Consider the following 10518-nt stretch of genomic DNA (forward strand, 5'->3'; position numbering starts at 1 on the left):
TAACCTGAGCATGCGACACCACCTCGCAGCGTGTTGCGTGTTGCGAGGCAAACCGAGAGTAGGGGTGCCGGATGGTCCATGTCGAGCCGGGGGAACGAGAGTTGGAGCAGCGGCAGGCCGGCGACACCGAACCGAACCCGCTCGCGCTGTTCGCCGAGGAACTCCGCACCCTCCAGCGGGCCTCACCCCTCACCCCGACCGAGACCCACAGGAGCACCGGCGTTCCCCTCTCGACCGTCTACGCGGCACTCGCCGGCACCCGACTGCCCTCGGAGCCCGTACTCGCCGCCCTGGTGGAGGCTTGGCAAGGGGACCGCCGGAGCTGGATCACCCTGCGCCGGGAGACGGCGGCCGAACTCAGGACCGGCGATGCCGCGGGTCCAGGACCGGACACCGACGGACGGCTGCCGACCGATCTGTCCGGCCACCTCACGGCACTGGCCGGGAAATCCGGCGTGTCGATCCGCGAGCTGGCGCGGCGGGCCGGCGTCAACGCCTCGACGGTCAGCCGGGCGCTCTCCGGTGAGACGCTGCCGGGGTGGGAGGTCCTCCGCTCGCTCGCCACCGCACTGGACCTGGACGAACCCGGGCGGGAAGCGCTCAGGCGGCTCTGGCTCTCGGCGACGCGGACGGCCGAACGACCGGAGCCGGCGGCCGGTGGAATGCGGAACGCCGGGCAGGCGGCACGGCATCCGGAGACCGCACCCTCCAGGTCCGACCCGGCCCCGCAGCCCCCCGGTGTTCCGGCCCACAGCCCGACCGCGGCGGCCCTCGCACTGGCGAACCGGCTCCGGAGAACACGCCACTCCCTCGGCCTGACACTGGCCACGGCATCCAGTGAACTCGCCCTGTCCAAATCCCGGTTGAGCCGGTTCGAGAGGGGGGTCGGCCTCCCGAGCCCGGAACTCCTCGAACTCCTGGCGGACCTGTACCGCGTTCCGGCGGTCGAGCGCGATGAACTGCGTCGGCTCCGCACCGAGGCGGAGGCCCGGGAATGGTGGAGCGAGTACGACGGCAGACCGACCGGCGCGCTGTCCCGGCTGCTCTCCCTCGAACCCGTGGCGGAGTGGATGCACGTCTACGAGGCCACCGTCATTCCAGGACTGCTCCAGACGGAGCCGTACGGCACGGCACTTGCGGAGAGAACGGCCCTTCACCACGACGAGAGCGGCATCGCCTCCCAGGCCGCGCTCCAGTCGCGCGTGGCGCTCCGCATGGAGCGGCAACGCAGATTCCTCGCCTCCGACACCAGCTCGGTGTTCCTGCTCGACGAGAGCACGCTGCACCGGAAAGTCGGGGACGCCGCGCAGATGGTGGAGCAGATCGAGCACCTGCTCCGGATGGCCGAGAAACCCGGCATCCGCATCCGCGTCGTTCCCCTGGAACAGTCCCTGCCCATCGCCGTCGGCTCACTCACCCGTCTGGAGTTCCGATCCCCCGACGTCCCCGAGGTGCTGTACCACGAGGGGATCAGGACCACGGAACACGTCTTCGAGGGGGACCCGGACTACGGGGATTTCACTCCCTACCGAGAGGCACTGTTCAGGATCACCACTGCCGCCGCGAACAGGGCGGCGAGCATGGACATCCTCAGGTCGGCCCGGGACCGCTTCGCCCGCACCTGACCGGAGCGCGGGGCTCAGGCCCGGCTCGGGGCTCCGCTCCGGAGGCGGAAGGTGGTGCGGTAGGCCTGCGGGGTCACGCCGATCGCCGCGTGCAGGTGCTGGCGCAGGGACGCTCCGGTCGCGAAGCCGATCTCCGTCGCGATCCGGTCGACCGGGAGGTCGCTGGTCTCCAGCAGGTGGCGGGCGCGGTGCACCCGCTGCTGGATCAGCCAGCGGCCGGGGCTCGTCCCGGTCTCCTCGTGGAAGCGGCGGGCGAAGGTGCGCGGGCTCATCCGGGCGTGCGCGGCCAGCTCCCGCAGGGCGAGCGGCCGGTCGAGGTGTTCCAGCGCCCAGGCCTGGGTGGCGGCGGTGCCGTTGGCGCCCTCCGGGGGCATCGGCTGTTCGATGTACTGGGCCTGGCCGCCCTCGCGCCAGGGCGGCACCACGCAGTGCCGGGCGATCCGGTTGGCGACGGCGCTGCCGTGGTCCGAGCGCACCACGTGCAGGCACACGTCGAGCCCGGAGGCGGCGCCGGCCGAGGTGAGCACGTCGCCGTCGTCGACGAACAACACGTCGGGGTCCAGGACGACTTGGGGGTACATCCGGCGGAAGACCTGCGCCACGGACCAGTGGGTGGTGGCCGGGCGTCCGTCCAGCAGACCGGCGGCGGCCAGCGCGAACGCGCCGGTGCAGATGGAGACCAGGCGGGTGCCGGGGCGGATCCGGGCGAGGGCCGCGCGCACCGGCTCCGGCAGCTCGGCGGTGACGTGGCGCAGGTCGTACGGCGGGAGGATCACCGTGTCGGCGCTCTCCAGTGCCTCGGGCCCGTGCCCGACGGTGATGGTGAAGTCGGCGTCGGTCCTGACCGTCCGGTCGTCCGTCGCCGCGCACGTCACCACCTCGTACGCCCCCGGCACCCCGGGGAAGACCCGGTTCGGGATGCCCAGCTCGAAGGGGTAGACGCCGTCGAGGGCGAGGACGACGACCCGGTGCGGCGGCCGGTCACCGGGGTCACGGGGTTCGATCGCAGCCATGGCACGATCCTAGCGTTCTTTGGCAATCTTGCCATTTCCCAGGTCAGGGCCGTGCCGCAGGCTGGATCCATGACCAGGAACACCATGCGCACCATCACCCAGACCGCCCTCGGCGACCCGGACGTGCTCCACCAGGCCGAGGCCGAGCGCCCCGAACCCGGCGTCGGCCAGGTCCTCGTGGCCGTCCACGCCGCCGGGGTCAACCCCACCGACTGGAAGCACCGCCGGCACGGCTACTTCCTCGGCCAGCCCCCGTTCACCCTCGGCTGGGACGTCTCCGGCACCGTCGAGGCGGTCGGCCCCGGCGTCTCGCTCCTCGCCCCGGGCGACGAGGTGTTCGGCATGCTGCCCTACCCGCAGGGCGCCGGTGCGCACGCCGAGTACGTCACCGGCCCCGCCAGGGCCTTCGCGCCCAAGCCCGCCGCACTGAGCCACGTCGAGGCGGCCGCGCTGCCGCTCGTGTCGCTGACCGCCTGGCAGGCCCTCGTCGACACCGCGCGGGTCCGGCCGGGGCAGCGGGTCCTGGTGCACGCGGCGGCCGGCGGCGTGGGGCACGTCGCCGTGCAGATCGCCAAGGCGCGCGGCGCGTACGTCATCGGCACGGCGTCCGCCGCCAAGCACGACGTCGTCCGGGGCCTGGGCGCGGACGAGGTGATCGACTACCGCACCGCGGACTTCGTGAAGGAGGCCCGCGACATCGACGTGGTGCTCGACCCGCTGGGCGGGGAGGACCGGCTGCGCTCGCTGGAGACGCTCCGGCCGGGCGGCGTCCTGGTGTCGATCCTGCCCCAGGGCCTGGAGGGCCTCGCCGAGCGCGCCGCCGAGCTGGGCGTGACGGCGAAGACCATGATCGTCGAGCACGACCAGGCCGGCATGGCGGCGATCGCCGCCCTCGCCGAGTCCGGGCAGCTGCGCGCGCACGTCTCCGGCACGTACCCGCTCGCCGAGGCCGCCGGGGCCCACGCCGAGGGCGAGACGGGCCGGGTCGTGGGGAAGCTGGTGCTCACCGTCCGCCCGTAGCGGCCACCCTCCCGCACCGCGCGGCCCCCGTCGGGCGCCGCGCGGTGCGGGCAGGAGGGCGGGTCAGACGTTGCGCAGCGCGTCGGTGAGGTGCTCGGCCGCCTCCAGGACGGCCCGGGAGAGCTGGGCGCCGGGGTGCCGGGTGAGCCGTTCGATGGGGCCGGAGACGGAGACGGCGGCCACCACGCGGTTGGAGGGCCCGCGCACCGGGGCGGACACCGAGGCGACGCCGGGCTCGCGCTCGCCGATGGACTGGGCCCAGCCCCGGCGCCGTACGCCGCTCAGCGCGGTGGCGGTGAAGCGGGCGCCCTGGAGGCCCCGGTGGAGGCGCTCGGGCTCCTCCCAGGCGAGCAGGATCTGGGCGGCGGAGCCGACCTTCATCGGCAGGGTGACGCCGACCGGGACGGTGTCGCGCAGGCCGGAGAGCCGCTCGGCGGCGGCCACGCAGATCCGGATCTCGCCCTGTCTGCGGTAGAGCTGGGCGCTCTCGCCGGTCAGGTCGCGCAGCTGGGTGAGGACCGAGCCGGCCGCGGCCAGCAGGCGGTCCTCGCCGGCGGCCGCCGAGAGCTCGCCGAGCCGGGGGCCGAGGGTGAACCGGCCCTGCAGGTCACGGCTGACCAGGCGGTGGTGCTCCATCGCGACGGCCAGCCGGTGCGCGGTGGGCCTGGCCAGGCCGGTCGCGCTCACCAGGCCGCCCAGGGTGGTGGGCCCGGCCTCCAGGATGCCGAGGATCGAGGTGACCTTGTCGAGCACGCCGACGCCGCTCGTGTTGTCCATGGGTGGGTACTCCAGTCTCAATGCCCGTGAGCGGCGGGTGGGTTCCGCTCACGGACGGCTCCTGGCGGGGAGCAGGGGGGTGATCAGCGAGGACGGGCCGGGGAAGTCGGCCGATAGCCTGCGCCGGGCACGAGACGGGTACGCGGAAGGGCCGGGGCGGGAAGCGCCCGGGCGAAGGACAGCACAGAGAGCACCGTGTCTCCTCATCTTTTCCCGCGCCACATTGGCGGCAGGCCGGAGTTGGCACTGACCCCGGACGGCGCCGGCGCGTACTTCGGACGCCGGGTCGAACGGGGAGTTGCCGGGGCTTCGTAGGGCCGGTCCCTCCACCCCTCTGGATGATTCGTTGGGAACCATACAAGATTCCCCGGGCTGGTCGCCAAACGGTTTCCGCTCCCGGCCGCGGGGGCGGCGTTGCGCCGACGGCCCGCGGCCCGGTGCGGGAAGAATCCGGCGGGGCGAGTCCGGCTCGGCGAGTCCGTCGGGGCGAAGGCGGCGGGCCGCCCCGAGGAGGTCCGATGAACATCCCCGGTCCCGCACCCCGCCCGGACGGCGGGACGGGCGCCGTCGCACGGGCCGGCGGCCTGCACGCCTACCAGCTGTGGCTGCACGCCGAGTACGGACCGGTCGTACGGTTCCAGCTGCCCGGCGCCGAGACCGCCGTGTCGATCGCCGATCCGGTGCTGCTGGAGGCCACCGCCCACCTCGACGAGCGGCCGCGGCGGCTGTTCTCGTTCCTGGACCCGCTGTTCGAGACGGGCAACCTCCAGACGCTCCCGGCCGAGGAGCACGCCCCGTGGCGCCGGCTGCTGCTCACCACCCTGGCCGGACGGCCCTCGCACGAACGGCACTTGGCCCGCTTCGCCACACTGGCCACCGGACTCGCCGACCGCTGGGCCGCCCTGCCCGCGGGCCGGCCCGTCCGGCTCCAGCGGGAACTCACCGGGGTCTCGCTGCGGATGATCCGCGCCTTCGCCCTGGGCGGCGGGGCCGAGGACCCGGACGGCGCGGTCGAAGACCCAACCGGCGCGACCGAGGACCCGGACGGCATGGTCGAGGCCTTCGAGGTGGTGCTCACCGACTACCTGGAACGCCTCTACCACGTCCCGTCCGGGCAGGCCCCGGAGCGGCGCGCCGAACGGACCGCCCGGGCACTCGCCCACCTGCGGAGCACGGTCGACCGGGTGATCGCGGCACACCGCCCCGGCCTCCCCGGCGACCGCAGCGACCTGATCGGCGCCCTCGTCGAGGCCGGCGAGAGCCCCGCGCGGATCCGCGACACCGTCCTCGCGACGCTGCTCGCCGCCCACCACACCACCGGCGTCGCCGTCTCCTGGACCCTGCACCTGCTCGCCGGGCACCCGGCGGCGGCCGAGCGCGTCACCGCGGAACTCGACCGCGTCCTCGGCGACCGCCCCGCGCCGGAGTACGCCGACCTGCACCGCCTGTGCTACCTGGACATGGCCCTGCGGGAGTCGCTGCGCCGCTACCCGCCCGGCCCCTACGGCGCCCGGCTGACCACCGACCCGCTGACCGTCGGCGGGTACACGGTCCCCGCCGGGGCGGTGGTCTTCTACCCGTTCTGGGCGGTCCACCTGAACCCCGCGTACTGGCCGGAGCCGGAGCGGTTCCGGCCCGAGCGGTTCACCCCGGAGGAGTCGGCCGGGCGTCCGCGGCTGGCCTGGATCCCGTTCGGCCTGGGCCCGCGCAGCTGCGAGGGGGCCGCGCTGGCCAGGGTGGAGGCCCTGGTGCTGCTGGCCGTCCTGCTCAGGCGCTTCCGCTTCCGGCCGGAGCCGGGCCACCGGGTGGTCCCGGTCGAACGGTTCGTCCTGTGGGCCGCCGACGACATCCGGATGCTGGTGACGCCCCGGGGCGGCTCCGGACCCCACAGCCCGGAGCCGACGGCCAGGCAGCCGTAGAGCCAGACAGCCGTAGAACCCGAGGGACTCCCGCCCTTCGCGGCGCCGCTGCCAGCGTGCGGACCGCCTGAACCACCGCCTGAACCACCGCGTGGACCCACCGGGTGGGCCCGACGGATCAGGTGACGCCGGGTCAGGCCTCCTTCCCGGCCCCTCCGACGCCCTCGGCCCCTCCGGCGTTCCCGACCCGTCCGACGCTCCCGGCCCCTCCGGCGTTCTCGACCTTGCCGACGCACAGCGCCCAGATGACCAGGGCGTCGATCGCGATCAGGACGACGGCCCACAGCGGGTAGTACGGCAGCCAGAGGAAGTTGGCGATCATTCCCAGCCCCGCCACGACGACCCCGACGACGCGCGCCCAGAAGGAACCGCTGAAGACCGCCACCCCGGCCACGATCACGACGACCCCGAGGATGAGGTGGATCCATCCCCAGCCCTCGGTGTTCATCGCGTACACGTAGCTGCGGGTGACGATGAGCAGTCCGTCCTTGCGAATGGCGGCGGTCCCCTGGAAGACCGCCATCATGCCGGCGGTGATCAGCATGACCCCGGCGAAGATGGTCCACCCGCTCGCGTGCGGGTAGCGCTCGGGGCCCCGGGTGGTGGGGCCGACTCCGGTAGCACTGCTGGCCATGACTCGGGCTCCTTCGGGTAGCAACCGCCTCGCGGACACGGTGAGACGGGAGGGACAGGCCCCGTATTTCACCGTAAGACCGGACCTTCGGTTCCGCTTGACCTTGACACCGTGACAAGCCCTTCACTGGGTCCGAGGAGGTGGTCCCGATGACCAGCACGAACGAGGACACGGACACGGTGCGGGCGGCGCTCCGCGGGCTGGGACACGGCGATCCGTCGGTCCGGCTCCGGGCGGCACTCGCCGTCGGCACGAGCCCGGACGAGGGGTCCGTCGGCACGCTCGTCGAGCGGTGCGCGGTCGAACCGGAGTTCTCCGTGCGCGAGCTGCTCACCTGGGCGCTCACCCGGCACCCGGCGGCGCTGACGGTGCCGGCACTGTTCGGCGAGGTCCGCTCGGAGCGTGCCCAGGCACGGAGCCAGGCGCTGCACACGCTGTCCAAGATCGGGGACCGGCGGGCCTGGCCGGTGATCACGCCGGCGCTGCTGGCCGACGCCGACGAGGAGGTGGCCAGGTGCGCCTGGCGGGCGGCGGTCGTGCTGGTGCCCGAGGGTGCGGAGCACGGGTTGGCCGTATCGTTGGCGGCCCAGCTCGGGCGCGGCGGACACGAGACCCGGCTGAGCCTCAGCCGGGCGCTGGTCGCGCTCGGGGAGGTGATGCTGCCGGTGCTGGACGCCGCGGCGACGGACCCCGACCCCCGGGTGCGCGCCCACGCGCTCGCCACGGAACGGCTGTGGCGCGACCCGGACGCGGGGTCCGGGTTCGCGGTCGAGGAGGCGAAGCGCACGGTGGCCCTCGGCGGGGGCGGCCGGGAGGGACGGTAGGCAGTGCTGATCGGCGAGGTCGCGCGGCGGTCCGGGGTCAGCGCCCGGATGCTCAGGCACTACGAGTCGCTCGGCCTGGTGCGGCCGACGGGGCGCACCGACTCCGGCTACCGCCAGTACGCGGAGGAGGACATCCGGCGGATCTTCCATGTCGAGAGCCTGCGGTCGCTGGGCCTGTCGCTGCGCGACGTCGGCCGGGCGCTCGACGAGCCCGGTTTCGCGCCCGCGGAGCTGGTCGACGGCCTCGTCCGCCGCACCCGGGAGCGCATCGCGGCGGAGACGGAGCTGCTCACCCGGCTCCGCCGGATCGGGGCGGCGGAACCGGCGGGCTGGGAGGAGGTCCTGCGGATCGTCGCGCTGCTCCAGGCCCTGGAGTCGAAGAGCCCGGGGGCCAGGCAGCGCGCGGCCCTGTCCGCCGGCGAGGACGTCCCCGTGCCGGTGGAGGCACTGGTCGAGGCCGTGCTGGGCGAGTCGGACCCGAACGTCGCCGGGGCCCTGCGCTGGGCGCTGGCGCAGTCGGGCGGGGACGGGCCGCGCCTGCTGGCGGCGGGCCTCGAATCGCCCTCGGCCGAGGTGCGCGGGCGTGCCGTCCGGTCCATCGCCGAGTTCCCCGACGGGACGGCGACCGCCCTGCTGCGGGAGGCCCTCACCCACCGGGACCTGGCGGTCCGCAGGTACGCGGCGCTGGCGCTCGGGGCCCGCGGGGTGGCCGAGGCCGTCCCGACGCTCATCGACATGATCGTCGAGGAGGCGAACGACGTCGACGCCGCCGACGCGCTGAGCGCGCTCGCGGGGGACCCGGCACTGGCGGACCGGATCGCCGACGGGCTCGTCGGCCGGCTCACCGGCGACGGCGCCGGGCCGTCCGCGCGCCGGCGGCTGGCCCAGGCGCTGGCGGACATCCCGGGAGCCACCACGTCGCGCGCCCTCGAAGGGCTGTCCCGGGACGAGGACCGTGCGGTCGCGCTGACCGCGGCGTACATTCTCAAGCTGCGCGACGCGCGGTAGGCGGCGGCTTCGAGGGGTGGGGGTGGCGTGACGGGGGGCAGGCAGTTCCGTCGGCAGCGGAGGCTCTTCCTCTCGGTGGCGATCGACACCGTCGGCGCCGGTGTCTTCCTGCCGCTGTCGCTGCTGTACTTCGTCACCGTCCGGCACTTCCCCGCAGCCGCCGCGGGCACCGCCGTGACGGTCGGCTCGCTCGCCTCCTTCGCCGTCGTACCGCTCTGCGGGCGGGCCGTCCAGGCGGTGGGGCCCAAGTCCTGCCTGCTCGTCAGCAACGTCCTGACCGCGCTCGGGTACGGCCTCTTCTTCGTGGCGGGGAACCTGTTCACGGTGGCCGCCGCCACCTTCCTGGTGACCGCCTCCGACCGCCTGTACGGGGCCGCCTGGCCCACGCTGGTCGCCCGGTTCGCGAAGCCGGAGGAGCTCACCGGGTGGTTCTCCGCGGTCACCGTGCTCAAGACGACCTCGCTGGGCGTCGGCACCCTCGCGGCGACCGCCCTGCTGGCCCTCGCCGGCGGACACGGCCTGGAGATCGCGCTCGCCCTGAACAGCGCGAGCTCCCTGCTCGCGGCCGTCCTGCTGCTGGGGGTCGCGGTGCCGGCCGTCGGGCGGCCCGCGCACCGGGCGGCGAGGTCCGACACCCGGGCGGCGCTCGGGGACCGGCCCTTCGTCTCCCTCGTGGTGTCGCAGACGCTGCTGTCGGCGGCCTGGCTGATCCCGACCGTCGCCTTCCCGGTCTACCTCGTGGAGACCCTCCACCAGGCCGCGTACTGGCCCACGGTCGTGGTCGCCGTCCGCTACGCCACCGCCACCTGCCTCCAGATGCCGATCAGCCGGCGGCTCTCCGGCTGGAGCCGGTCACGGATCCTCCGCCTGGCGATCGGCGCGGTCGCCGTGGCCATCGCCCTGACGGCCACGGTCTCCGCCGTACCGCCCGCGTTCCAGGGCCCGCTCGCCGTCCTCGTGGCCGCCGTCCTGTCACTGGCCGAGCTGGCCTCGAAGCCCACCGCGGCCGCGCAGGCGGTGGCGATGGCGCCCAAGGGCGACGAGGGGCCGTACATGTCCCTGTTCCAGCTGACCTGGACGGTGTCCTACGCGGTCGGGCCCGCCGTCATCGGTGTGGGCCTGGAGAACCCCCCGCTGCTGTGGGCCGGGCTGGGCCTCTGCGTGGCGGCGAGCGGCCTGGCCCACCGCCTCCGCTCCCCGTGGCACCGGGCTGCCGGCGACACCCCTGCGGGGCAACTCCCCCGCCCCGCCGGGGAACTGCGGGAGGAGGCCGACGTCCCGTGACCGGCGCCGCGCCGCACGGCTGCCGGGCGCCCGGAGGGATCAGCGCCGTATCGGCGGCTGCTCGGCCTGCCCGTGGGCGCGCAGCTGGTACCGCAGACCCGAAGGCCGACGCCACTTGAGATCGAGACCACAGGCACCGAGGACCGCCCCGAAGGCGTGCCGCATCGCGTCCCGGGCGGCGGTGCGGGCCCGCGCGGCCCGCGCGGCGTCGGGGGTGTCGCCGTCGGCGACGGCGGACAGCCGCCGGGACGGGTTCCAGTCGAGGTCGGCGAGGCCGATGGGGTCGTCGTCGGCGGCGACGGACCGGCACGAGTCGAGGACGATGCCGGGGGCCCGCAGGTGGTCGGCGACGGGCAGGCCGGCGAGCGCGGCGGCGCGGCGGACCGCCTCGACGAGGTCGGTGCCGATGCCGAG

Annotated in this window: 10 protein-coding genes and 1 riboswitch; of the genes, 6 read left to right on the plus strand and 4 right to left on the minus strand. The window is 74.7% G+C overall.

Translation table 11 applies throughout. From position 1 onward, the window contains the following. Positions 1–71: 71 nt before the first annotated feature. The gene (locus BU198_RS16235; protein WP_188297557.1) at positions 72–1625 is read left to right on the plus strand and encodes a helix-turn-helix domain-containing protein; all 1554 of its coding nucleotides are present in this window, start codon (positions 72–74) and stop codon (positions 1623–1625) included. Between the two features lie 14 nt (positions 1626–1639). On the opposite strand, the gene BU198_RS16240 is transcribed toward BU198_RS16235, so the two are convergent. Then, positions 1640–2638, minus strand: coding sequence for a GlxA family transcriptional regulator (locus tag BU198_RS16240; RefSeq protein ID WP_188297558.1), 999 nt, complete (start codon positions 2636–2638; stop codon positions 1640–1642). Between the two features lie 69 nt (positions 2639–2707). On the opposite strand from BU198_RS16240, the gene BU198_RS16245 reads away from it, so the two are divergent. Then, entirely contained in the window at positions 2708–3658 is a 951-nt protein-coding gene (locus BU198_RS16245) for an NADP-dependent oxidoreductase (protein ID WP_223244460.1), read from the plus strand. Positions 3659–3721: 63 nt separating this feature from the next. Here the strand turns inward: BU198_RS16245 and BU198_RS16250 are convergent, their stop codons facing one another. Further along, positions 3722–4435, minus strand: coding sequence for an IclR family transcriptional regulator (locus BU198_RS16250; RefSeq protein ID WP_188297559.1), 714 nt, complete (start codon positions 4433–4435; stop codon positions 3722–3724). Between the two features lie 200 nt (positions 4436–4635). Beyond that, positions 4636–4780, minus strand: a riboswitch (SAM riboswitch). Positions 4781–4953: 173 nt separating this feature from the next. Here BU198_RS16250 and BU198_RS16255 point away from each other — a divergent pair. Then, positions 4954–6354, plus strand: coding sequence for a cytochrome P450 (locus tag BU198_RS16255; RefSeq protein ID WP_188297560.1), 1401 nt, complete (start codon positions 4954–4956; stop codon positions 6352–6354). Positions 6355–6487: 133 nt separating this feature from the next. On the opposite strand, the gene BU198_RS16260 is transcribed toward BU198_RS16255, so the two are convergent. Beyond that, on the minus strand, positions 6488–6988 hold the full coding sequence (locus BU198_RS16260; RefSeq protein ID WP_317620151.1) for a hypothetical protein: 501 nt from the start codon (positions 6986–6988) through the stop codon (positions 6488–6490). A gap of 149 nt (positions 6989–7137) precedes the next feature. Between BU198_RS16260 and BU198_RS16265 the strand changes: the two genes are divergently transcribed. From BU198_RS16265 to BU198_RS16275, 3 genes are read left to right on the plus strand one after another with little or no spacing between them, the layout of a single operon-like run. After that, the gene (locus BU198_RS16265; RefSeq protein ID WP_188297561.1) at positions 7138–7812 is read left to right on the plus strand and encodes a HEAT repeat domain-containing protein; all 675 of its coding nucleotides are present in this window, start codon (positions 7138–7140) and stop codon (positions 7810–7812) included. Between the two features lie 3 nt (positions 7813–7815). Beyond that, positions 7816–8820, plus strand: coding sequence for a HEAT repeat domain-containing protein (locus BU198_RS16270; protein ID WP_188297562.1), 1005 nt, complete (start codon positions 7816–7818; stop codon positions 8818–8820). A 27-nt stretch (positions 8821–8847) separates the two neighbouring features. After that, a complete protein-coding gene (locus BU198_RS16275) occupies positions 8848–10104 on the plus strand; it encodes an MFS transporter (RefSeq protein WP_188297563.1) in 1257 nt (418 codons plus the stop codon). Positions 10105–10143: 39 nt separating this feature from the next. On the opposite strand, the gene BU198_RS16280 is transcribed toward BU198_RS16275, so the two are convergent. Then, positions 10144–10518: hypothetical protein (locus BU198_RS16280; RefSeq protein WP_188297564.1), on the minus strand; the 375-nt coding region annotated here is incomplete at its 5' end.

This window comes from Streptomyces sp. CBMA156 (genome assembly GCF_014596515.1).
Lineage (GTDB): Bacteria > Actinomycetota > Actinomycetes > Streptomycetales > Streptomycetaceae > Kitasatospora.

Excerpts from the sequence above, each read along its gene's own strand:
- BU198_RS16235 (WP_188297557.1), top strand. The coding sequence starts at position 72 with ATGGTCCATGTCGAGCCGGGGGAACGAGAGTTGGAGCAGCGGCAGGCC.
- BU198_RS16240 (WP_188297558.1), bottom strand. The coding sequence starts at position 2,638 with ATGGCTGCGATCGAACCCCGTGACCCCGGTGACCGGCCGCCGCACCGG.
- BU198_RS16245 (WP_223244460.1), top strand. The coding sequence starts at position 2,708 with ATGACCAGGAACACCATGCGCACCATCACCCAGACCGCCCTCGGCGAC.
- BU198_RS16250 (WP_188297559.1), bottom strand. The coding sequence starts at position 4,435 with ATGGACAACACGAGCGGCGTCGGCGTGCTCGACAAGGTCACCTCGATC.
- BU198_RS16255 (WP_188297560.1), top strand. The coding sequence starts at position 4,954 with ATGAACATCCCCGGTCCCGCACCCCGCCCGGACGGCGGGACGGGCGCC.
- BU198_RS16260 (WP_317620151.1), bottom strand. The coding sequence starts at position 6,988 with ATGGCCAGCAGTGCTACCGGAGTCGGCCCCACCACCCGGGGCCCCGAG.
- BU198_RS16265 (WP_188297561.1), top strand. The coding sequence starts at position 7,138 with ATGACCAGCACGAACGAGGACACGGACACGGTGCGGGCGGCGCTCCGC.